At 68.6% G+C, this 23,513-nt stretch carries 21 protein-coding genes; 2 read left to right on the top strand and 19 right to left on the bottom strand.

The features are described 5' to 3' along the window. Entirely contained in the window at positions 1–984 is a 984-nt protein-coding gene (locus tag V1Y59_RS17920) for a BMP family ABC transporter substrate-binding protein (protein ID WP_330506294.1), read from the bottom strand. A 164-nt stretch (positions 985–1,148) separates the two neighbouring features. Between V1Y59_RS17920 and V1Y59_RS17915 the strand changes: the two genes are divergently transcribed. Then, positions 1,149–1,856, top strand: a complete 708-nt coding sequence (locus V1Y59_RS17915) for a GntR family transcriptional regulator (protein WP_330506293.1) — start codon at positions 1,149–1,151, stop codon at positions 1,854–1,856. 10 nt (positions 1,857–1,866) lie between these two features. On the opposite strand, the gene V1Y59_RS17910 is transcribed toward V1Y59_RS17915, so the two are convergent. From V1Y59_RS17910 to V1Y59_RS17825, 18 genes are all read right to left on the bottom strand, one after another. Continuing rightward, entirely contained in the window at positions 1,867–2,886 is a 1,020-nt protein-coding gene (locus V1Y59_RS17910; protein WP_330506292.1) for an ElyC/SanA/YdcF family protein, read from the bottom strand. Between the two features lie 149 nt (positions 2,887–3,035). Further along, positions 3,036–3,467, bottom strand: coding sequence for a DoxX family protein (locus V1Y59_RS17905; RefSeq protein ID WP_330506291.1), 432 nt, complete (start codon positions 3,465–3,467; stop codon positions 3,036–3,038). An 80-nt stretch (positions 3,468–3,547) separates the two neighbouring features. Further along, entirely contained in the window at positions 3,548–3,970 is a 423-nt protein-coding gene (locus tag V1Y59_RS17900) for a nitroreductase family deazaflavin-dependent oxidoreductase (RefSeq protein ID WP_330506290.1), read from the bottom strand. Positions 3,971–4,164: 194 nt separating this feature from the next. Beyond that, a complete protein-coding gene (locus V1Y59_RS17895; RefSeq protein ID WP_330506289.1) occupies positions 4,165–5,694 on the bottom strand; it encodes an NAD(P)(+) transhydrogenase (Re/Si-specific) subunit beta in 1,530 nt (509 codons plus the stop codon). Further along, positions 5,691–5,996 carry an NAD(P) transhydrogenase subunit alpha part 2 gene (locus V1Y59_RS17890; RefSeq protein WP_330506288.1) on the bottom strand — a complete coding sequence of 102 codons (306 nt, stop codon included), beginning with the start codon at positions 5,994–5,996 and terminating at the stop codon, positions 5,691–5,693. Before V1Y59_RS17890 ends, V1Y59_RS17895 begins: the two co-directional genes overlap by 4 nt. After that, positions 5,996–7,084 (bottom strand): Re/Si-specific NAD(P)(+) transhydrogenase subunit alpha, encoded by a 1,089-nt coding sequence (locus V1Y59_RS17885; protein WP_330506287.1) that lies wholly within the window; start codon positions 7,082–7,084, stop codon positions 5,996–5,998. Before V1Y59_RS17885 ends, V1Y59_RS17890 begins: the two co-directional genes overlap by 1 nt. A 234-nt stretch (positions 7,085–7,318) precedes the next feature. Further along, a complete protein-coding gene (locus tag V1Y59_RS17880) occupies positions 7,319–8,806 on the bottom strand; it encodes an alpha/beta hydrolase family protein (protein ID WP_330506286.1) in 1,488 nt (495 codons plus the stop codon). 208 nt (positions 8,807–9,014) lie between these two features. Continuing rightward, positions 9,015–10,595 (bottom strand): molybdopterin-dependent oxidoreductase, encoded by a 1,581-nt coding sequence (locus V1Y59_RS17875; RefSeq protein ID WP_330506285.1) that lies wholly within the window; start codon positions 10,593–10,595, stop codon positions 9,015–9,017. Between the two features lie 52 nt (positions 10,596–10,647). Further along, positions 10,648–12,123 (bottom strand): FAD-binding protein, encoded by a 1,476-nt coding sequence (locus V1Y59_RS17870; RefSeq protein WP_330506284.1) that lies wholly within the window; start codon positions 12,121–12,123, stop codon positions 10,648–10,650. A 65-nt stretch (positions 12,124–12,188) separates the two neighbouring features. Further along, the gene (locus V1Y59_RS17865) at positions 12,189–14,471 is read right to left on the bottom strand and encodes a heavy metal translocating P-type ATPase (protein ID WP_330506283.1); all 2,283 of its coding nucleotides are present in this window, start codon (positions 14,469–14,471) and stop codon (positions 12,189–12,191) included. A 6-nt stretch (positions 14,472–14,477) separates the two neighbouring features. After that, positions 14,478–14,618: a hypothetical protein gene (locus tag V1Y59_RS17860; protein ID WP_330506282.1), complete on the bottom strand. Its 141-nt coding sequence runs from the start codon at positions 14,616–14,618 to the stop codon at positions 14,478–14,480. After that, positions 14,615–14,818, bottom strand: coding sequence for a heavy-metal-associated domain-containing protein (locus V1Y59_RS17855; RefSeq protein WP_330506281.1), 204 nt, complete (start codon positions 14,816–14,818; stop codon positions 14,615–14,617). The genes V1Y59_RS17860 and V1Y59_RS17855 overlap by 4 nt, the downstream gene beginning before the upstream one ends. Positions 14,819–14,911: 93 nt before the next feature. Further along, a complete protein-coding gene (locus V1Y59_RS17850; RefSeq protein WP_330506280.1) occupies positions 14,912–15,223 on the bottom strand; it encodes a metal-sensitive transcriptional regulator in 312 nt (103 codons plus the stop codon). An 86-nt stretch (positions 15,224–15,309) separates the two neighbouring features. Next, positions 15,310–16,356: a hypothetical protein gene (locus V1Y59_RS17845; protein WP_330506279.1), complete on the bottom strand. Its 1,047-nt coding sequence runs from the start codon at positions 16,354–16,356 to the stop codon at positions 15,310–15,312. A 193-nt stretch (positions 16,357–16,549) separates the two neighbouring features. After that, on the bottom strand, positions 16,550–17,446 hold the full coding sequence (locus tag V1Y59_RS17840; RefSeq protein ID WP_330506278.1) for an alpha/beta fold hydrolase: 897 nt from the start codon (positions 17,444–17,446) through the stop codon (positions 16,550–16,552). A 74-nt stretch (positions 17,447–17,520) separates the two neighbouring features. Further along, on the bottom strand, positions 17,521–19,167 hold the full coding sequence (gene nadB, locus V1Y59_RS17835; protein WP_330506277.1) for an L-aspartate oxidase: 1,647 nt from the start codon (positions 19,165–19,167) through the stop codon (positions 17,521–17,523). A 98-nt stretch (positions 19,168–19,265) separates the two neighbouring features. Then, the gene (locus tag V1Y59_RS17830) at positions 19,266–21,302 is read right to left on the bottom strand and encodes a heavy metal translocating P-type ATPase (protein WP_431309214.1); all 2,037 of its coding nucleotides are present in this window, start codon (positions 21,300–21,302) and stop codon (positions 19,266–19,268) included. Between the two features lie 70 nt (positions 21,303–21,372). After that, positions 21,373–22,167: an alpha/beta fold hydrolase gene (locus V1Y59_RS17825; RefSeq protein WP_330506276.1), complete on the bottom strand. Its 795-nt coding sequence runs from the start codon at positions 22,165–22,167 to the stop codon at positions 21,373–21,375. 77 nt (positions 22,168–22,244) lie between these two features. Between V1Y59_RS17825 and V1Y59_RS17820 the strand changes: the two genes are divergently transcribed. Next, positions 22,245–23,507, top strand: coding sequence for an MFS transporter (locus V1Y59_RS17820; protein WP_330506275.1), 1,263 nt, complete (start codon positions 22,245–22,247; stop codon positions 23,505–23,507). Positions 23,508–23,513 lie beyond the last annotated feature (6 nt).

Raw genomic sequence — 23,513 nt, 5'->3', positions numbered from 1 at the left:
TCAGTAGGGGGCGACCGAGCCGTCGGCGATGGCGGACTTCGCGCGCTCGACCGCCTGGGTCACCGCAGGATCGGTCGAGCACACGACGTAGTCGGTGCCTTCCTTGTCGGTGGTCAATCCGAACGGGACCTGCGCCGCCTCCCAGGTGCCGTCGAGCACCGAGGTCACCGCGTACTCGACCTCGGTACCGATGTCGGTCTTGACGTAGCCGGTGTAGACCGGGTTGGTGCAGTCACCGGGGATGGGGCCGCCGCTCATCCGATTTCCGGTTTCCTGCGCCGCCTGCTCCATGCCCTGCTTGCCGAGATTGACCACCTGACTCAGGACATCCGCTCCACCGGCATACGCGGCAGCCGCGGCCTGTTTGGCCTTGGCCGGATCGTTGAAGTCACCGACATACTGTGGCGCAAGCACCCGCACCCCCGGGCGTGCGAACTCGGCGCCATTCTCGAAGGCGATGGCAGAGTTGACGATCGCCGGCAGCTCGACGCCGCCCACGAAGCCGATCGTCCCGGCGGTCGACGACGTGGCCGCCGCCGCCCCGGCGACGAACTCGGCCTCGGCCTGCTGTGGGTCGTAGTAGGCGAGGTTCTCCATCGGCTCCGCGTCGGCAGGACCACCGATCTCGACGAAGGTGACGTCCGGGAACTGCGGAGCCACCTTGCGCAGGTCGGCATCGGTCTGCCCACCCACCGAGATCACCAGTTCGTTCTCCGAGGCGAAGCGCTGCAAGGCCTGCTGGTAGTCGGCGGCGGAGACCTGCTCGACATAGCTGATCTCGACCTGATCGCCGTATTCTTCCCTGACGCGGTCGACGCCGGCGTAGGCCGACTGCATGAAGCCGGTGTCGTTGACCGAGCCGGGCAGAAACACCCCGACGGTGAGAGTTCCGTCGTCGGCAGCAGAGCCGGATGATCCGCAGCCGGTGAGGCCGAGTGCGAGCGCGCCCGCGGCGATCAGCGCGATGGGAAGCGTGCGTTTCATGGCTTTCTCCTGGTCAGTCAGGGCAACCCCTTAGCGGTATACCGTTACGAAGAGAGTCGAGGCCGTTCATTGCGTGCGCATTACGCACCCGTAAGAGGACCGTTAACGGTATACCGTTAACGGAGCGGCCGGTACGCTGACCTTCGGGACGCGAGGAGACGACAGTGACCAGAGCCGAAGCCGCAGCAACGAAGAAGTCGCTGCGCGACCATGCCTACGACGCGTTGCGTGCGCAGATCGTCGGCCTCGACCTGCCTCCCGGGACCCGGCTGGTCGAACGCGATCTCGCGGTCGAACTCGAGGTGTCCCGCATACCGCTCCGCGAAGCGATACAACGACTGCAGCAGGATGGCCTCGTCGTTGTGGTCCCCCGTCAGGGAGCGATCGTCGCCCCGTTCACCGCAGACGACGTGCGCGACCTGTTCGATGTCCGTGAGAGCCTCGAGGTCCTGGCGGCGCGACTCGCGGCAGAACGCGCCGACGCGGCCGGACTCGAAGCTCTCGCCGACCAACTCGAGATCGCACGCGACGCGACTGCCCGCGACGACAAGCCGGCCATCGCCGCCGCCAATGCCCGATTTCACACGATCATCGTCGATCTCGCAGCAAATCCCTTGCTGGAGAACATTCTCCGACCACTCGAGGCGCGGACACAATGGCTCTTCCACCTGACCAAGTCGCGTGATCCCGGCGTGCAGTGTCGCGAACACGAGGAACTGCTGGCGGCCATCGCCGATCATGATCCCGACCGGGCCGCCGAATCCGCGTTCCATCACGTGCATTCGGGCCGCGCCACCAGTCTTGCGATGGCGGCCGAGTGGTCGCGTACGACTCTCGATCCGGTCGCGCTGACCAAGAGTCGGCGCAGGTGAGCGCGGCCTCCTACTCCCCCAGCATGGACGAACCCGCGTCGAGCAATCCTTCGAGGAAGTCCGTGAGCAGGGCCGGTCCGGTGTCGGGCAGGTTGTCCGGCAGCGGGAGGCCGGCCTGACGTGTCGCCGGAATACCGGCGGCGCGGGTGGCCTCGAGGCGGATTCCCTTCTGCTGGTCGCGGGTCAGTGGGTTGGCGTACTTCGACAGTTCCGTCTCGGTGGTGACCGTCGCGACGGCTCGGAGACCGACAGCGGCGAAATCTGCAGCAGCACGGCGAATATGGTTGGGCGACGTGATCAGGATGATCTCGCTGACACCTCGGCCACGCAGGATCTCGGCGGTGTTCTGGGCGTTGCCGACCGTCGACCCCGAGCGTCCCTCCTCGGTGATCCGGCCCGCGTCGACTCCCTTGGACACGAGCCACTTCTTCATCGCGGCCGCCTCGGTGACGCCGGCCTGAGGCGCTCCTCCGCTCACCACCACCGGCGCGGTGGGCGTGGTGTCGGCCTGCGACTTGCCTGCGGTCACCCGGCGAACGAGCTCGGGTGCCATCTTCCCGTTGCGATTGAGACCGAAGCCGAGGATCACGATGGTCGGCTGCCCGGAGATCGTCTTCGGCGCGGTGTCCGGAACGATCTGCGCCGCCGCATCGACGCCGTCGATGATGTTGCGGGCCGCGATCGCCAAGGTCCGGTTGATGCCGTTCAGCCGCGTCAGCGCAGCTTTGCTCGTCGCGGGGTCATCATCCTGCGCGGACCAGATCGCCTGCAGAGCAAGGGCATAGGGGTCAACCGGAACGACGGCGAGCATCTCCTCGAGAGACTCGAGGCCGCCGGGGACGTCACCAGCCGCGAACTTCTGCTGCGCCGAGTTGTAATAGGTGGACGGATCGACGGCCGTGACCACCGGCCGCACGTCGAGGTTACCGGCACGATCGGCCGGCAGCCCGCCGACGACGGCCCCGCCGATCGCACATGCCGCAATGGTGGTGAGCGCAGCGATTCTCCGACGCCGTTTCACTCTGGTCACATTTGTCACTTGCGTAACAGTACGGCGGTTCGGCAACGACGCCGCACCCGTCCGGTCCCAGATGGATAACACCCGAGGGCCGTGACCGCTCACACGACTCGTTCGCGCTCATCCATAGATGAGCGCGAGCGAGAGGTGTGAGTGGCGGATCAACGCCGTATTCCCGCCACCTTCAACAGTTCCGGACGACGCAGAGCCAGTGCGGCCCAGACGAGGATGCCGAAGTACACCGGGAACAGCGTGTGGTCCAGCAACGGGTCCTCGACCCGCATGTGCGCGGTCACCGCTCCGCCGAAGTAGGCGGTCAGACCGATCGCGCCGAGCACGGCGGTACGCGGGATCGCATACGCGACAAGGCAAGCGGCCAGTGCGATCGCCATGACATAGGTCTGGTCGATCGGGAACCCCAGTTCGGCGGTCCCCTCGATCACCGATTCCGGCTGGGTCAGCTTGCCGACGATGTCGAACGCCAGGAAGGCGCCGAGCAGCACGCTGAGCACGACTCCCGTTGTGTGCCTCCAGTTCCGGGAACCGGTCTGCGCGTCGGTGGTGGGGGCGCTGGTGGTGGTTGATGTGGTCATGATGTCCTCCGGGTGAGTGTGGGTGGTTCTGCCGGGATAGACCACCGCTCGCGGAGAAACTCATCGCCCACCCCCGAAGGTCAGCGAGAAACCAGTTTGACCAGCGGGTATTCGCGATCGGACTTCGCTGCGTACTTGGCGTAGCGCGGCTGTTCGTCGGTGATGCGCTGCCACGCGTGATCGCGGTCGGCGCCGTCGAGCAGCACCGGCGTCACGGCCTCCTTCTTACCGTCGGGCAGTTCGATTTCCGCGGACTCCGGATGTGCCATCAGATTCGCGTACCAGTCGGGGTTGCGCTTGCCGCCTCCCGATGCGACCAGCAACCGCGCGCCGTTCTCCGCGGCGAACCAGGAGATCGGGGTCTCGCGCGCTGCTCCGCTCCTGCGCCCGGTGGTGTGCAGGATGAGCATGTCCATACCCATCATCTGCGGCTTGCCCTTTCGCCGCAGCTTGCCGGTGGTGTACGCGTTCATCTTTCGCTGGAACCACAAGGACAGTGACATCGTCTCCTCCTTCACCGGGCGTACTACCACCCACGGTAGTGAGCCCCCTCGGACCACGCTTCTCGATTCCTGACCCCATCGTCGCCGCCCCACCCGAAAACGACTCTTCCCCCAGGTCTTGCTTCTTCGGCCGACTGCAGCCGGCCGACGAAGCGAGACCTGGGGGAAGAACCGAGAACCTTGCGAGAGCGCGCCTACAGCGCCTTGAGCTCCTCGATGACGCTGTCGACACTCTTCTTCGCGTCGCCGAAGAGCATCGAGGTGCCGTCGGCAAAGAACAGCGGGTTCTCGATGCCGGCGTAGCCGGAGCTCATCGACCGCTTGAGCACGATCGTTGACCGCGCTTCGTCGACGTTGAGGATCGGCATGCCGTGGATCGGCGAGCTCGGGTCGTTGCGTGCCGCCGGGTTGGTGACGTCGTTGGCGCCGATGACGATGGCGACGTCGGTGCGGTTGAACTCACCGTTGATGTCGTCCATCTCCTTCATCGCGTCGTACTCGACGTCGGCCTCGGCGAGCAGCACGTTCATGTGGCCGGGCATCCGGCCGGCGACCGGGTGGATGGCGTACTTGACCTCGACGCCCTTCCCTTCCAGCAGAGCGGCCATCTCCTTGACGGCGTGCTGCGCCTGTGCGACGGCCAGACCGTAACCGGGAACGACGATCACCTGATTCGCGTACGCCATCTGGATGGCGGCGTCGGCGGCCGAGGTGGCCTTGACGGTTCCGCCCGCGGCGCCGGGACCACCGGCCGCGGCGTCGTCGCCGCCACCGAAGGAGCCGAACACGATCGCCGGGATGGACCGGTTCATCGCCTTGGCCATCAGGTTCGTCAGGATCGAGCCCGACGCGCCGACGATCATGCCGGCGACGATCAGCGCGGTGTTGTCCAGCGCGATACCCGCTGCGGCGGCCGACAATCCGGTCATCGCGTTGAGCAATGAGATGACCACCGGCATATCGGCGCCGCCGATCGGGAAGACCACGAAGAGTCCCATCACACCGGCCGCGACCAGCAGGCCGACCATCCACCATCCGCTGGCGCCGCCGCCGTTCGCGGCGTCGACACCGAGGTAGATCGCGATCCCGAGCGCCACCACCAGCAGCACCATGTTGGCCAGCTGGAACAGCCGCGCGTTGCCGACGAAGGCCTTCTCCACGCCCTTGGGCACGATGTCCTGCAATTTGGAGAACGCGACCAGCGATCCCCAGAAGGAGATCGACCCGATGATCGCCGCGATCAGCGAACCGATCACCAGCGGCGAGGCGGGTTCGGTGTTGTGGAACACCGAGAACCCGGAGGTCTCCAGGAATTCTGCCCATGCGATCAGCGCCACCGTGCCGCCGCCGACGCCGTTGAACAGCGCGACCAGCTGCGGCATCGCCGTCATCTTGGTCCTCAGGGCGGGCGGAATACCCAGTACCACACCGAGAACCAGACCGATGACGATCAGAATCCAGTTGATCGCCGGAACCCCGACGGTGGAGTGTCCGTCGTCCCCGACGGCACCTTCGTTGTAGACGTAGAGCAGCGTCGCCGCCACGGCCAGCCCCATACCGACGGCCGCGATCCAGTTGCCGCGCACCGCGGTCTTCGGTCCGGTCAGACCCATCAGACCGTAGATGAACAGGGAGAACGAGACGATGTAGAGGGCCATCACCAGATAGGAGATGCCCTGGCTCGGGGTGTGGGCGTCCGCCGCCAGCACCAGGTGCGCGGTCACTTGGCGACCTCCTTCTTACCCTTGAACATGCCCAGCATCCGGTCGGTGACGGCGAAGCCGCCGATCACGTTGAGGGTGCCGAACACCAAGGCGACGAACGCGATGATCCGAACACCCCAGTTGGCGTCGGCGGGCAGTTTGCCCAGCACGACCAGCGCGCCGAGCACCACGATGCCGTGGATGGCGTTGGTGCCCGACATCAGCGGGGTGTGCAAGGTGTTGGGCACCTTGGAGATGACGGCGAAGCCCACGAACCCGGCCAGAACCAGGATCGCGATGTTCGCCAGCAGTCCGGTGTACATCAGGCCGACACCTCCTCGTCGCTGCGGGTGACGCACGACGCGGCGACCACCTCGTCGTCGAAATCCGGTGTGATCGCACCGTTGTCGTCGAGCATCAGCTCGATGAGTGCGAGCAGGTTCTTCGAATACAGCTCACTGGCGTGCTCGGGCATCGTCGCCGGCAGGTTGAGCGGCGACGTGATGGTCACGTCGTGTTTGACGACGGTCTGCCCGGGTTCGGTCAGTTCGCAGTTTCCGCCGGTCTCGCCCGCGAGGTCGACGACCACGCTGCCGGCCTTCATCCCTTCGACCGCGGCAGCCGTCACCAGGCGCGGCGCGGGTCGACCCGGCACCAGCGCGGTGGTGATCACCACGTCGAAGCTCTTGATGGCGTCCTCGAGGGCCTGCTGCTGCTTGGCGCGCTCGTCGTCGGTGAGTTCACGGGCGTAGCCGCCTTCGCCGGCGGCGTCGATGCCGAGGTCGAGCCACTGGGCACCCACCGACCGCACCTGCTCGGCCACCTCGGGCCGCACGTCGTATCCCGTGGTGCGGCCGCCCAGACGCTTGGCGGTGGCCAACGCCTGGAGTCCGGCGACTCCGACACCCAACACCAACACCGTCGCCGGCTTGACCGTGCCGGCCGCCGTGGTCAGCATCGGGAAGAACCGGGTCGACAGATCCGCCGCGGAGATGACCGCCTTGTAGCCGGCGACGTTGGCCTGCGAACTGAGCGCGTCCATCACCTGTGCGCGGGAGATCCGCGGAATGGCCTCGACCGCGTACGCCTCGACTCCCGCCGACTTCAGCGCGTCGATCTGGTTGTCGGCGTTGCGCGGCGCGAGGAATCCGATGAGTTTCTGCCCGCTGCGCAACTTCCCGATCTCGGCATCCGACGGCGGAGCGACCCGCACCACGACGTCGGCCGAATACGGGTCGCCGATCGTCGCACCCGCGTCCACGTATTGTTCGTCTGGGATCAAAGCCTCCAGACCGGCACCCGATTCCACGATCACCGGGACACCCTTGCCGACCAGCGTGCCCACCACCTTCGGGACCAGCGCCACACGGCGCTCGCCCGCGGCGGACTCGCGCACGACACCCACACTCATAGATCTCACCTTTGGTTTCGGACAGTTCACACTTGGCTGACCGGACGCGGCGGTCGCCCCACATCGCATTCGGATCGCGGTTGCGATGCGCCGGGAGCAGTGCATTGTCACCCGGCTCACAGAAAAAACGTGCGACGAACATAGCACGAGGTCACGCGCAAGGGTCCGATCAGTCGGATTGGTCACTCAACCCTTGACGGAACACGTTCTATGAGAAATGGACATCTGTCCGGTCTACTGTCCAGGGGCGCTGCCAGAGGTGGTCCCACCCTCGGTGTCCTCGTCGGCGGGATCGGATTCGTCGGCGGGATCGGATTCGTCGGCGGGATCGGATTCGTCGGGGGTCGGAACCGCCGTGGGCTCCGAGCTCGTCGCGGATGTCGCTCCGTCCGCCTCATCGGGTCGTCCGGGCTCTGGTGATACCTCGTCGCTCGTCGTGTCCGGGGTCGTGGGTTCCGTCGTCGTCGGCGTCGCCGTCGAGGTGGGCGCCGCACTCGGTGTCGAGGCGGTGCTCGATGTCGCCGCAGCGTTGACGCCATTCGTCGCGGAGGCCGGCCCTGGATCCTCGGCCGAATCCGAATCCTCCGCACGCGCGTCGAGGACGTCGGGATCGGTGACCGGCACGGTCGCGCCGAGCTGCTCGTAGAGCCACACCTGCACGTCCCGCGGTGTCGGGATCGGATATCCGCGCAACGTGCTCTCGCGGCCCGGCATCGGGACCTCGACCAGTGCGCTCAGCACGTCGTCGACCTCGGTCGGTACCGGGACACCGAACGCCCGCAGCATCATGCCCCAGGGGTTTCCGCCGTCGAGGACGACGTAGGTCGTGTTGCCGTCCTCCCACTCGTCGACGACCTCGTACTGGTTGACCCGGTCACCGAGAACCGCGTGCACGATCGTTCCGGGAAGCAGGTAGAAGATCGTCTCGAACGGGTGGGCGAGGGGATTGCCGAGACCGCAGATGTAGTCGCCGCGCACGCAGTAGGAGATGACCTCGATGTCGCCGGTGCTCTCCGGGTCACGTTCGCCGTTGGTGTAGATCCCGGGGATGAAGCTGGGCACGACCGTCTCGATCCCGGTGTGCGGGAACCGGGTGTCGCCGCCGATGACCACGATGATGTTCTCGTCCGGGATCGCGTCGGGGTCTCCCGCGGCATAGGCGCGATGCAGTTCGTAGGCGATGTTCATCGCAACCGGTCCGCTCTGCGAATAGCCGTTCACGAGGATGGTCCCGGTTCGGCCGCGCTCGTCCCACGCGCGGAGCGCGTCGTCGACGCCCGCAATCGTTCCCGCATCCACCGAGTCGTTGTAGGTGACGCCGGTGTCGTTGACGGACACGACGCGGCCGAAGAGCCGGAAGCCGATCGCGGCTGGGTAGACGACCGGGACGATCGTCGGTTCGTACGACTCGCCGGTGGCCGGGTCGTCGTAGAAGCCGATGCCCGCAGTGCGCACCCGTTGCCCGACCGATTCACGGTCGCCGCTTCCGGGAACGAGGATGACGGTCGTGTTCTGACCGAGATCGGCCGGGAGCCACGTCGGTTTCGAGCGCACGATCTGCGGATACCACGTCGTCGGATCGGTGATGACCACCGGCGATTCCGGCTCACTCTCCGCCGCGGCAGCAGCTGACGGCGTCCCCGACAGGGCGACCCCGAGCACGGCCACGAGAGGCAGCACCGCCAACGCGGCCGTCCTGCCCGTCCGCCTGATCCGGGTCATCGACCCCGAGTTCGTTGCTGATGCCGTGCCGGATGCCGCCATGCGACCGTCCCCTCCGCCGAGCCGGACGTCGCCCGGCTTTCCCTCCCGTATCGATGTCGCCGGCTGGATCGTTATCCGCCGCGACCTGTTTCGGTCGGCCCCGCCCGGTCGAATTCGCAGAAGTGTATCGGCGCGACGCAAGGTCGGCAGCGCTTTGGTCGAGCGTTCAGTCGATGGTGTAGATCCGGGAGTCGAGTCCGGTCGCACCGTCGGGGATCGGGGCGGCGTAGGCCTCGACCTGCTGCTGGCCGTTCTGATCGGTCGCCCGGCATTCGACGGTGTGTTCGCCCGGCGTCGCCGACCACACGTAGCGCCATTGCCGCCAGGTGTCGACCGAATACTCGGTGGCGAGTTCCGCAGGCTGCCAAGGCCCTTCGTCGATGCGGACGTCGACGGCGGCGACACCGGTGTGCTGGGCCCACGCCGTCCCGGCCAGGACGATCTCGCCCTCCGACTGCCGCGAATCCGTCGGCCGATCGATGCGCGACGCCAGTTTGATCGGCCCCAGCGCCGACCAGCCACGTGTCGTCCAATAGGCCTCGGCGTCCGCGAACCGGGTCAGCTCCCAGTCGACCACCCACTTCGTCGCCGACACATAGCCGTACAGCCCCGGCACCACCTGCCGGACCGGGAAGCCGTGTTCGACCGGCAGCGGTTCGCCGTTCATGCCGACGACGAGCAGCGCGTCACGCCCGTCGGTGACTGCGGAAACCGGTGTGCCACATGTCCATCCGTCCGAACTGGTGGACAACAGCATGTCCGCACCCGCCTGCACCCCGGCTCGATCGAGCAAGGTCTTCATCGGTACGCCCAACCAGCGCGCGTTGTCGATGAGGTCGCCGCCGACATCGTTGGACACACAGGTCAACGTGACGAGTCGTTCGGTCATGGGCATCGCAAGCAGTTCGTCCCACCCGATACGGATCTCGTTGTCGACGAGGCCGTGGATGCGCAACGACCAGTCGTCGGTGGTGAGGTTGGGGACCTGCAGCGCCGTGTCGATCCGGTAGAAGTCGTCGTTGGCGGTGACGAACGGCGTCGCTCCCGGCAGGTCGAGATCCGCGCCCGGCGGGACGGGGGGCGCAGCGGACCGCGGAGTCGGCAGGACGATGCGGGTGCGGTCGGCGACCGTGCGCGCGGTGTCGGCCAGCATCCGCCGCCCCACCGTGCCGACGACGACGGCAAGCGCCGCGACGCCACCGGCGGCAAGCACGAACCGCCGGCCGACGCCCTGCGAACGGGTCGCGTCGTCATCCGGTGGGCTCACCGTGTCGGCACCGACCGGGGCCTCTCGGTCCGTGGGATCGAGCAGGGTGAGCAACATCCGCAGCACGACGACGGCCACCGCCGCCCCGAGCACCGACGGAAGGACGAACGTCCAGCGGGAATCGGGACGGTCGAGCGCGGCCAGCACCCCGATCGCACCGAACACCCCGATGATCACCGAGCCGAGCGGTGGACGGCGGCGTTCGGCGATGCCGCAACCGGCGGCGATGATCGCGATCAGCACGCCCATCCCGATGTAGAGCGCCGGTTTGTCGGCGGTGCCGAATGTGCCGATGGCGAACTCGCGACCGACGGTCGGCGCGTGGTCGACGACGGCGGCACCGACGGCGAAGTACGGCGATGCGGCGGGATCGATCAGAGCTGCCACCAACTCCCCGACCGCCAGTCCGGCGCCGACGGCGACCAGACCGGCGAGGGCGGCGGCCGGGGTGTGGCCGCGGGTTCGGGCGTCGGGGGTCATATCCCCTTGATACCGCAGCGATTCGGTGTCCGGTGGCGGTCCCGCCGGGACGTCACCCTTCGGTCACAACCTCCGCGCGAGATGCGGCGTGCCGGCCGGCCCGCCGGCCGAAGTACGACCCCTCGCCGAGTTGGGTGCCGCTGGCGTAGCCCTTGCCGTCCTGCGCGAGGTTCGCGGCGCACGCGCCGGCGGCGTAGAGGCCGGTGATCGGGGTGCCGTCGTCGGCGAGGACCTCGGCATCGAGCGACGTCGCCATTCCGCCGATGGTGAAGCAGGAGTACATCGCCTTGCCGAGACTGAGGTCGAAGGCACCCCACGGTCCGTGATCCTGCGGGGCCAGGAACTCCGCGGCCTTGTGGAAATCGGGGTCCTCGCCGTTCGCCGCGTTGGCGTTGTAGTCGGCGAGGGTCTTCTGCAGTCGTCCCTCGGGGATGCCGAGGTCCGACTCCATCTCGGCGACGGTCTCCCATCCGTCGATCAGCTTGATCAGCGGGACCTCGGGTCGCTGCATGTGCGCTTCGTCGACGATCAGGTACGCGGCCGAATCCGGTTGATCCATCACGAAACCCGAGGTGCGCGAATGGTACGAGTCCTCCGCGACGAAGCGGTCGCCGTTCTTGTTGACGACGATGCCGGTCAGCAGGACGCTCGGCGGATAGATCGGCGCGGTGACGAAGGCCTGGTCCATGTGTTTGAGCGCGGCACCCACCGATGCGCCGAGCCGGATGCCCAGCCCGTCGTCGTAGGTGCTGCCGAGGGTGAACGGCTTCTCCGCCACGTGCGGGACGTGCTCGGCCACCATCTGTTCGTTCATGACAAAGCCACCCGCGGCGATGATCACCGACCGTGCGCGGATCACCCCGTCCGCGCCCGGTCGACGCCAGGAGGCTCCGACGACCCGTCCGGTGTCGTCGACGACGAGTTGCCGGGCACCCGTTTCGTACCGCAGTTCGGCGCCGAGTTCGGCGAGCCGTTTGACCAGCAGGTCGACGACCATCGACGCGCCGCCGGTGTCACCTGGGACGGGGACCTTGTGGCCACGCGGCGCCGGTGTCGCGATGTTCTTGAACGGCCACACCTTCTCGTTGCCGGTGAACATCAGCCCTTGCGTCTGCGGCTGGATGACCGCCTTCTCCGGGTAGAAGCTGCGCTCGAAACTGAAGCCGAGGGCCTCAAGCCAGTTGAAGTGTTCGACGCTGTCGACGCAGTACGCATGGATCTTCTCGGGTTCGGGTTCACGCGAGACCGCGGTGAGGTACTTCTCCATCGCCTCGGGACTGTCGTCGTGGCCGGTGGCCTGCTGGACCGCCGTCCCGCCGCCGAGGTAGAAGTGTCCGCCCGCCATGCATGTGGTGCCGCCGGCCGCCGCCGCCCGTTCGAGGACGAGGACCTTCGCGCCTGCTGCCGCCGCCTCGACCGCGGCACTCCCACCGGCGATTCCACACCCGATGACCAGCACATCCACGTCGTCGGAGAACTCTGGCACCGACTCCAGCGCGATGGTCTCCGGGATCTCCGCTCCTGCCATGGCCACAGCGTAGACGATGAACTAGAACTTGTTCTAGTTCCGGGTGAGATGACCACAACCCACGATCACGAGCGCGGATGAGCCCGGAACCGCCGCAATCGCAGGCTGTTGGCCACCACGAAGACCGACGACAACGCCATGGCCGCACCCGCGAGCATGGGGTTGAGCAGGCCCGCGGCCGCGACCGGGATCGCGGCGACGTTGTAGGCGAACGCCCAGAACAGGTTTCCCTTGATGGTGCCCAGGGTGCGGCGCGCGAGACGGATCGCATCGACCACAGCCCACAGATCGCCGCTGACCACCGTCAGGTCGCCGGCCGCGATCGCGACGTCCGTGCCGGTCCCCATCGCCAACCCGAGATCGGCCGCGACGAGTGCGCCGGCGTCGTTGACCCCGTCTCCGGCCATCGCGACCGTGCGGCCCTCACGATGTAGTTGCTCGATCGCCGCGACCTTCTGGGCCGGGTCCACCTCGGCGATGACCCGGTCGATGCCGACCGCGCGGGCGACATGGGCGGCCGCGCCGGCGTTGTCGCCGGTGAGGAGCACCGGTGTGAGCCCCATCCGACGGAACTCGGCGATCGCCCCCGCCGACGAGTGCTTCACCGTGTCCCCGACGACGAGCACCCCGACCGGCCTCTCGTCGAAGGTCACGACGACCGCGGTAGCGCCCTCGGTCTGCGCGTCGTCGACGGCACCGGCCAGCGCCGCCGGGAGTTGCCCACACGATGCCGGCTTGGCCACCATCACGCGCACGCCGTCGACGACGGCACTCACGCCAATGCCCTCGTCGGCACGGAACCCGTGCGCGGTGGGTAGGGGTGCCGTTGTTTCGCGTTCGGATGTCTCGCGTGCGGCCGCCGCGACGATCGCGGCACCGATCGGGTGTTCGGAACCCGCCTCGACCGCCGCCGCCATGCGCAGCACCCGATCAGCCGGCGGGTCGCCGGATTCGGTGCCGGAGATCACCGAACGCAGACTCATCTCGCCGGTGGTGACGGTGCCCGTCTTGTCCAGCACGATCGTGTCGACCCGTCGGGTGGACTCGAGGACCTCGGGCCCCTTGAGCAGGATCCCGAGTTGCGCTCCGCGTCCGGTCCCGACCATCAGGGCGGTCGGCGTGGCAAGGCCCAGCGCGCACGGACAGGCGATGATGAGCACCGCGACCGCCGCAGTGAAGGCCATGGCCACGCCGCCCGAATCCCCGGCGGTACCGGCGCTTCCGAGCCAGAAACCCAGTGTCGCAACGGCGATGGTGATGACCGCGGGCACGAAGAACGCGGAGATCCGGTCGGCGAGGCGCTGGGCGTCGGTCTTGCCGGCCTGCGCGTCGGCGACCATCTTCGCCATCTGCGCGAGTGCGGTGTCGGCGCCCACGCGACCGGCACGGACCACCAGCCGTCCCGCCGCGTTCATCGTGCCGCCGGTGACCTCGTCGCCGACGGTGACCTCGACCGGGACCGATTCACCGGTGATGATCGACGCGTCGACCGCCGAGACGCCGTCGACGACGACGCCGTCGGTGGCGATCTTCTCGCCGGGACGTACGACGAAATCGTCACCCACGGCGAGATCGGCCACCGGAACACGTCGTTCGCGGCCGTCGACGAGCACCGCGACGTCCTTCGCACCCAGATCCATCAGGGCATGCAGGGCGTCACCGGCCCGCCGCTTGGCACGCTTCTCGAAGTAGCGTCCGGCCAGCAGGAAGGTGGTGACGCCGGCTGCGGCCTCGAGGTAGATGTTGCCCGCCCCCTCCCCGCGGGATGCGATGAGGTCGAAGCCGTGACTCATTCCCGGTTCGCCTGCGGTGCCCAGGAAGAGCGCATACAGCGACCACGCGAACGCGGCGAGCGTCCCCATCGACACCAATGTGTCCATCGTCGTGGCGCCGTGTCGCAGGTTGATCCATGCCGCCCGATGGAAGGGATAGCCACCCCACACCACCACGGGCGCGGCGAGGGTGAGCGAGAGCCACTGCCAATAGGTGAACTGCCACGCCGGGATCATCGCCAACGCGATCACCGGCGCGCTGAGCACCGCCGAGATGACGAGCCGCTGCCGTAGACCGTCGTGTTCCGGGTCCCCGCCGGCGTCCGACCCATCCAGGTCGTCGGGCTCCGGGTTCGGTCGGTCGGGTGCGACGTCGTAGCCGGCGTCGCGGACCACAGCGATGAGCGCGGCCCGGTCGATCGTCGACGGATACTCGACGTGTGCTTGTTCGGTCGCGTAGTTCACCGTCGCCCGCACACCGTCGAGCTTGTTGAGATTGCGCTCGATTCGGCTCGCGCAGGACGCGCAGGTCATGCCGTCGATGTCGAAAGCGGCGTGCTCGATGCCAACGGTCATGTCGGTCTACTCCGCGTGCTGCTGATGGGTCGGGGGCGCAGGCGGCGGGCTGTCGACGGGATCGACCACGCGGCCGACCCCGAACGAGAGGGCGAAGACGACGGCCATGGCGGCTAGGAATCCGCCGATCCGGTAGGCGGGGCTCATGCCAACTCGTAGCCCGCCTCGGTGACGGCGGCGGTCACCTCGGCGAGATCGATCGATCGGTCACTGGTCACCTCCACCGTGCCGGTGTCGAGAGCGACGTCGACACTGCGGACACCTGCGATGGCCTCGATCTCCTCGCGGACGGATGCCACGCAGTGGCCGCAGGTCATTCCGGTGACGGTGTAGGTGGCGGTGGTCATCGTCTAACCTCCTGGGTTGGTCGGCGGAGTCCGGTGTGCCGGATTCTGCCGAAACAGATTGTTGTCGAGTGTTTTTCGGAGAACGGAAACGCGTCAGGACTTGACGAGCCGACTGATGGCGGCCATCGCCTCGTCGACCTTCTCCCGGCCGGCGGTGTCACTCTCCTGCGCCGCGTGCACGACACAGTGGTTCATGTGCTCCTCGAGGAGTCCGAGACCCACGGCCTGCAGCGCTTTGGTCATCGCCGAGACCTGCGTGAGGATGTCGATGCAGTACGCCTCGTCGTCGACCATGCGTTGCAGTCCCCGCGCCTGGCCCTCGATGCGGCGTAGCCGTCGGAGGTAGTCGTCCTTGCGGCCGATGTAGCCGTGCTGATTCTGTTCGACGTGCTCGGTCTGCTCCATTGGCCGCGCCACCCTTCGTATACCGGTACCCCCCTAGGGTACACACCCGGCGGAAGTGGCCACCACAGCCTCTGACGAGGGCGACCCTATGAACCCGGCGTGCGGTCACCGGATCGGCGCACCGCGGCGGCGAGCTGCTCGAGTGCTGCCGCGACGTCACGCAGGGCCGCGGCGATCTCGGCGTCGGGCCGCGGCGCAGACCCTGATGCCGCTCCCCCGGACACACCCGCGCCCGGGGCACCCTGAGCCCCGCCGCCGTGAGCACCGGCTCCCTGACCTGCGGGGGCAGGCGGTGGGGGCGGTGCAGGAGCTTCCTGTGCAGGAGTCGGCGGTGCAGGAGCGGGCTGCGCAGGCGCGGACGGGGGCGGTGCGGCCGCAGAGTCCTCCGGGTCGGGGAGGCGATGACGGCTGATCGAACGCGATCCCTGGTCGGCCGGTGGTTCGGCGTTCGTCGACCGGCGACCGAGCCGATAGCCGCCCTGCGCTCCCGCCGCGCCGGCGGCAACCGGCTGCGGCGGAACGCCACGCGGGACGCTCCCGGCGGCCTCGGAAGGACGAGGCCGGAGCGGACGTTGCTGCTCCGGCATCGGTCCGGGCCTCGGGGCTGCGGGACGGGGCGCGCCGCCTCCCGGCGGAGTCGGACGGGGTGCGTTCGATGGCGGCCCCGCCGGTGGAGTGTTCGGCGGCGGCATGTTCGGGGGCGGCATGCTCGAGGGCGGCGGGCTGTTGGGAGGTGGCGGGGTCGTGGCAGCAGGACCGACGGGTCGTCGTCCGGTGGACGGTGTGGCCCCCCGCGGCGGAGCAGGGGCGGCGGCCGGTGTGTGGCCGTTGGACGGTGCGAAGAAGTGCCCGCCACCGTGGCCTTCGTAGAACAGGCATCCCGCCCCGTGCGGGGAGCGGGCGGTGCACGGGTTGCGTTCGATGAGCGACTGTGCGTGATCGTCGAAGTCGTTCCACTCCAACCACAATCGGCGGTCGACCCGCGGGTGGGTGCTCGCGTCGGTCGCGTGGTTGCCACCGTGACCGGCCGCGAGGCGGCAGTGCAGCAGCCATTCCGACTGGCCGGTGAGACCCAACGCGGCACGCTCGGCCGGCGTACACACGACCGTCGACCAGCAGCCTTCGCCGTTCATACGGTCACTCCTTCACGCACGACGCGCATACGATGCTCGATCACGAACCGGCTCTGGGCACGCGTGTGTGTACCACGCAGCACCCGCCATATGACGCCCCCGACAGCGCCCGGTGACCGCTCAGTGCCCTCCCCGGCGGCAAGTGTACGAAGAACCCGGGCGTCACCGCCATAGACACGGCGCAAAGGTGCGGTCAGGCGGGCGAGTCGCCGTCGGCGAGGTGGTCGAGGATGCGGCGGTGCACGGCGTCGGGTTGGTCGAGATGCAGAAAGTGCCCCGCCGACGGCACCTGCGCCACCTCGCTGCCGGCGGGCAGGAAGTCCACCAGCCGGTCAGCGAACTCCGGCCGCATGCAACCGTCGGCGTCGCCGTGCAGGTAGAGGATCGGCGAGACCGGCGGACGCAGCCACGCGGTGGCGTCGTCGGCGTAGCGGGCCGACACCCGCCCCCGCACCGGCGCCCGGTAGTACCCGAGCGCCGCCGCGCGATGCGCCATCGTCGGCACCGCAGCCAGCGCGTTGGCGATGTCCTCGTCGGACGGTGGTGGCCCCCAGCGACGCCACAACATCGGGATGACCCGGTCGAGAAGACGTTCCGGCAGCGCCGGGAGCAGGTTGAACCCGATGTACCAGCTCATCGCCATCTGACGCGGCAGCAGACGCACCCGGCCCCGCGGCGGTTGTCGCCGGATCACGGCGATCGGCGGGACCGCGAGTGCGACGAGGCGCCGGAACCGGTCATCGGTGCGTGCGGCGATGGCGTTGACCGTCATCGCGCCCCAGTCGTGGCCGATCAGCACGGCACGCTCATCGCCGCCGAGCGCGTGGTGCAGCGCCAGCGCGTCATACGCGAGTGCGGCGACGTGGAAATCACCGTCGGCCGGGATGTCGGACGGCGCATAGCCTCTCGTGAACGGTGCCACCACCCGATACCCCGCGTCGGCCAGCGCCGGACCGAGATGCCGCCAGGTCCAGGCGGAATCGGGGAAGCCGTGCAGACAGATGGCCAGCGGTCCCTCGTGGTCGCCCCAGCACAGCGCATGTAGACGGATGTGACCGAGGTCGATGTCGATCTGTTCGGGCGCGGTCATGGTGGCCGACGTTACCTCGCACCCGCGCGCTCTCTGGCGGAGTCCGCCGACACGTCGGGCGGCCGGTGCCCGGATCAGGACTGCCGCGCGAGTTCCCGGAGTGGCAGCGATTCGGCTCCCACGCATTCGACGATCTCTCCGTCGACCAGTCCGAAGCATCGGCTGTGCGCCACGGCGTCGGTGCCGGGAAAATCGGTGCGGGTGTGACACCCGCGTGACTCGGTGCGGGCATCCGCCGCCGCGACCACCACACCGGCGGTCAACGTCAGTGCCGCGTCCTCGACGTCGCGGACGGTGTCCGGTGTCCGGAGTGGCGCCGTGCGCACGAGGTCGGCGACCATGGCGAGTCCGGTCGCGTCGCGGCGCAACGCCACCGACCGGGACATACTGTCCTGCAACGTCTCTCGATGTACTGCCGGGGCGGGCAGAAGAGTCGAAGGCGCGGTCTCGGCGATCGGACAATCGGCGCGCGCGACCGCGACCGCCGCGGCTCGTCGGCCCATCACGAGTCCTTCCAAGAGGCTGTTGGAGGCCAGGCGATTGCCCCCGTGCAGTCCCGTTCGGGCGACCTCGCCTGCCGCGAGCAGCCCGGGCACGACGGTCCGGCCGTCGACGTCGGTGAGCACCCCGCCGCACAGGTAGTGCGCGCCGGGGACGACCGGGATGAGTCCGTCCTCGAGATCGAGGCCGGCCGCGAGCACACCTGCGGTCACCGTGGGGAATCGCTCCACGAAGTCGGGGACCGACCGCACATCGAGATACACACACTGATCGCCCGTCTCGGCGAGCCGGGCCTCGACGGCGTTGGCGACGACGTCGCGTGGCGCCAGGTCCCCCAGCGGGTGGACGCCGGCGGTCACCGACCGCCCGGCTGCGTCGACGAGACGCCCACCCTCGCCGCGGACGGCCTCACTGATCAGCGTCCGCCGCCCCCGGGCGCCGGGAAGGTAGAGCATCGTCGGATGGAACTGGATGAACTCCATGTCGGCGACGACGGCCCCGGCCCGCAACGCGAGCGCGATGCCGTCGGCGGTGGCGCCGACCGGGTTGGTGGTCGCGGCGTACAGGTGCCCACTGCCGCCGGTGGCGAGCAGCACCGACGGCGAGTAGACGACCAGGTCGCGTCCCCGGCTCCGCAGCGCGACCCCGACGGTCTGCCCGTCGGACATCAGCACCTCCGTCGCCACGGTCTCGTCGTGACAGGTGATCGGGAGTCGCGCCGCGAGTGCGCGCAGACGGCCGGCGAGTGCGCGTTGGACCTGCGCGCCCGTCGCATCGCCGCCGGCGTGCACGATGCGACGAACGGAGTGGCCGCCCTCGCGGGTCCGGGCCATCGAGCCGTCGGCGGCGCGGTCGAATTCCGCGCCGCGCGCCATCAGCTCTGCCACCGCCGACCATCCGTCGGCCAGGATCGGGCGGGTGGTGAGCGGGTCGGTGAGGCCGGCACCGGCGGTGACGGTGTCGGAGAGATGCAGGTCGACGGCGTCCTCGGCGACCGTTGGGTCGACGACGGCGATCCCACCCTGGGCGTAGAAGGTGGCGGTCGACTGTTCGACGAGATCCTCGCGCCACGCCGGCCCCTTGCTCGCCACGACTACCCGCAGGCCCGCCTCGGCCGCCGACAATGCGGCCGTCAGCCCGGCCACCCCGGCCCCGATCACGACCAGGTCGGCCCGCGACTCGTCGGCCCCTTCGTTCGGCCGTCGCAGACGATCGCTCATGGTCACACCTCTCGGGAGACGGGTGATGCGATCGGTTCAACGCCGCACACCTGTTTTCGATTCCCAGTCGAAAACCCGACTCTACCCGTTCACGAGCGTCAATCGGCCGACAGATCCGCCCGCCGCAACAGCTGGGCGTTGAGCGCGACGATCACCGTCGACGCCGACATCAGGACGGCGCCGACGGCCATGGGCAACACGAATCCGATCGGTGCGAGGACACCCGCCGCCAGCGGCACCGAGATGAGGTTGTAGCCGGCCGCCCACCACAGGTTCTGGCGCATCTTCCGATATGCCTGCGCCGACAACGACATCGCCGAGAGGACCGTGCGCGGATCATCGCCGGCGAGCACCACACCCGCCGATCCGATCGCGACGTCGGTGCCCGCGCCGATCGCCACGCCGACGTCGGCACGCGCCAACGCCGGGGCGTCGTTGACGCCGTCACCCACCATCACGACGGTCGATCCGTCGGATTGCAGATCCGCGACGATCGACTCCTTGTCCTCGGGACGGACGCCGGCGTAGACGCGGTCGATGCCGAGTTCGGCGGCCACCGCCTCGGCGACCTCGCGCGCATCTCCGGTGGCCATGACCGTCTCGATGCCGCGCCGGGCCAGCTCCCGGACCGCCTCGGCGGATTCCGGCCGCACCTCGTCGGCGAGGGCCAACGCGCCGACGACGCGTCCGTCGACCACCACGTGCAGGATCGTGTTGCCGTTCGGCTGCAGGTCGTCGGCGCCCGAGAGCGCGTCGAGCGAGCGTTCCGCCAGCATCCGGGGTCCGCCGATCGCGACCTCACGGCCGCCCACGTCTGCTCGCACACCGACTGCCGCGTTCGACGAGAAGTCCTGCGCCGCCGGGATGGTGAGCTCGCGTTCCGTCGCGGCACGGACGATGGCCGCGGCGAGCGGATGCTCACTGTCGGATTCGGCAGCGGCCGCGAGTGCCAGCACCTCATCGTCGGACCAACCATCGGTGACGACGTCGACGACGGCCGGTTCGCCCTTGGTCAGGGTGCCGGTCTTGTCGAACAGGACGACGTCGGCCACCCGCAACGTCTCCAGCGCGACCCGGTCGGTCACCAGAACGCCCATCTTCGCGGCCCGTTCGGTCGCGATCGCCACCACCAGGGGAATCGCGAGACCCAGTGCGTGCGGGCAGGCGATGACCAGGACGGTGATGGTCCGGATGACGGCGTTGTCGGGCTGCCCGACGGCCACCCACACGATGGCGGTGATCACCGCGGCGCCGAGCGCGAACCAGAACAGCCAGCCGGCGGCGCGGTCGGCGAGGCGTTGAGCGCGGCTCGACGAGTTCTGTGCGTCCGAGACGAGCCGTTGGATGCCGGCGAGCGCGGTGTCGTCGCCGACGGCCGTCACCCGCACCCGGATCGCGGTGTCGGCGCTGACGGTTCCTGCGACGACCTTGTCCCCCATTCCCCGGGTCACGAGCGCCGATTCACCGGTGATCATCGACTCGTCGACTTCGGCTGCCCCCGAGACGATCTCGCCGTCAGCAGGGACGCGGCCGCCGGGGCGGACGATGACGAGGTCGTCGATCTGGAGGTCGGCCGGTGAGACCGTGCGGATGTCGTCACCCTCCACCCGTTCGGCCTCGTCGGGCAGGAGCGCGGCGAGCGACTGGAGAGCCGAGGTCGTCTGGGCGACCGAGCGCATCTCGATCCAGTGCCCGAGCAGCATGATCACGATCAGCAGCGCCAGTTCCCACCAGAAGTCGAGTTCGTGGTGCAGCAGGCCCAGCGATGCACCCCACGACGCGACGAACGCCACCGTGATGGCGAGCCCGATCAGGGTCATCATCCCCGGCGTACGGGACCGCAACTCGTCGACCGCGCCGGTGAGGAACGGGCGGCCACCCCACACGAACATGACCGTGCCGAGAATCGGCGAGATCCATTCGGTGACGCCGCCCAGGTCCGGCAGGGAGTACCCGAGGAGGTCGGCGAACATCGGGCTGGCGATCACCACGGGCACCGCCAGCACCGTCATGAGCCAGAACAGGCGACGGAACATCGCGACGTGGTGGCCGTGGTCGCCGTGGTCGTGCTCGGCGTGACCCTCGTGATCGGTGTGCGTGTCGTGGGCGGACTCGGAAACCGCATTGTGGTCCATGAGCCCGTTCTATACCCCTAGGGGGTATAGGTCAAGCGCGCACGATGTGCCGGCCGAATGGGTCAGGACGTCAGAGGTCCTCCAGGAACTCCGCCACCCTCCGTGGCCACGAGTGGAGCCGCCCTGGACTGTCGGCGACCTCGAGCCGGGCATCGGGCAACGCATCGGCGAGGAGGGTGCCGCTGCTGACCGGATGGCTGTCGTCGCCGGTCCAGCTCAGCACCAGGGTCGGGAGGTCGAGCGCAGCCAACGTTTCCAGGCCGGGCAGGTCCGACTCCGCCGAACCGCGCAGGACCGCCGGGTAGATCGCGCTGCGCACGGCGATCGGGCTGACGAAGCGGCGCGCGTCCGCGAGTGCAGGCGAGGCCGGCGCGTCCTCGGCGAGTCGCGCGAACGCTGCGAGACCTTCTCGCTCGACGAGTCCTGCCGAAGCGAGCCGGACCGCGACCAGCGCGCGCCGCGTCTCCCAGATCGTCGGGGGCGTGGCCAGCACCAGACGCGTGAACCGCTCCGGTCGCGACAGGGCCGCGTAGATGAGCGTCGCCGCACCCATCGACGACCCGATGGCGGCCACCGGCTCGTCCGGCGCGACGACGTCGAGCAGGCCCAGCAGATCCCGCCCGAGCTCCGGCCACGTGTACTCACCGGCGTTGCGACCGCCCGACGACCGGCCGTGCCCGCGGGCGTCGTAGCGGATCAATCGGTGCGTGGAACTCACTGCCCGCCAGTCGAACTGACCGGAGAACTCCTGGTTGTACGAACTGGCGCTCAGCCCGTGTGCCCAGATCACGGGCGAGCCCCGGCCGGTCTGATTCCAGGCGAGGCGCACGCCGCGGACGTCGGCGAACCGGAACGCTGGGGTCACGCGCCCATCGTAGAACTCCGGATGCACGAACGATCCAATGTGTGCACATATGCGCACGTATGCGATACACTCTCTCCGTGGCCGCACTCCTCCGCAATGCGACTTTTCGTCGGCTGTACGCCGCACAGGTGGTGTCGCTGCTGGGAACCGGTTTGCTCACGGTCGCGCTGGGACTGGTTGCCTACGACCTGGCCGGCGGTGAGGCCGGACAGGTCCTCGGCATCGCGCTGGCCATCAAGATGGTGGCCTACGTCGTGATGGGGCCGGTGATGCACGCCGCATGCGTTCGCGCCCCCACAGTCGTGGTGCTGGTGGGCGCCGACGTAATCCGTTGTGCAGCAGTCATGGTGATGCCATGGGTCGGCGAGGTATGGCAGATCTACCTACTCGTCTTCGTGATGCAAACCGCCTCGGCGGCCTTCACCCCCACATTCCAGGCCGTCATCCCGCGCGTCGTCCCTGCACAGGACGACTACACCCGGGCGATCTCCGCGTCACGGATCGCCTACGACCTCGAGGCGGTCGCAAGTCCCCTGGTCGCCGCGGCCCTCCTCACCGTCGTCGATCATTCCGTGCTGTTCCTCGGGACGGCACTTGGTTTCGCAGCCTCTGGCGTCCTCGTTCTTCGTGCGAATCGACGGTCGACGAACCTCGCCAGGTCGGCAGACACCCGCCTCCGGTTCGTTGACCGGATGACCGACGGTACGCGGATCATGGTGAGTCGGCCGGTCTTTCAAGGACTTCTGGGCGCCAACCTGGTATCGGCCGCCGCTACCGCGCTGGTCCTGGTGGGCTCGGTGCTCTATGTCCGATCGACACTCGCGATGAGCGCGGCTGCGCTCGCAGTCGCCCTCGCGGTCTTCGGAGCGGGTTCCATCGTCGCGGCCGTCGTGTTGCCCGCGCTGCTGCGGCGTTACTCGGCCAGTGCCTTGCTCACTGCCGGCGGGGTCGTGTGCGTGGTCGGGCTGGCGGCGGCGACCGCCGCTCTCGCACAATCTCTTCCATTCATCCTGCTGTGTGTGGCGTGGTTCGCGCTCGGCGCCGGGACCGGCGTCGTCAACACCGCCGCACCGCGCCTCATCCGAGATCACACCGATGAGTCGACCCGGGACTCGGTCTTCGCCGCGCAGTTCTCCGCATCGCATTGCGCGTTCCTCCTGACCTATCCGCTCACCGGATTGCTGGTTGCCGTCGGATGGTCGGCGCCGGTGGTGCTCGGCGGGCTCGCGGTGGTGGGCACACTGGTCAGCGCCTGTCGTCGGCCGGTACGTGCGACTGCTCGTTCGGACCGCGGACACGCGGGCTCGCCTACGATGAGCAACGAGGCGATACCCGGCTGACTCCGT

It is taken from the genome of Gordonia prachuapensis (assembly GCF_036350515.1).
Taxonomy (GTDB): Bacteria; Actinomycetota; Actinomycetes; order Mycobacteriales; family Mycobacteriaceae; genus Gordonia; species Gordonia prachuapensis.
The sequence above is the reverse complement of the archived record's forward strand: the minus strand, read 5'-3'. Positions and strand labels throughout refer to the sequence as shown.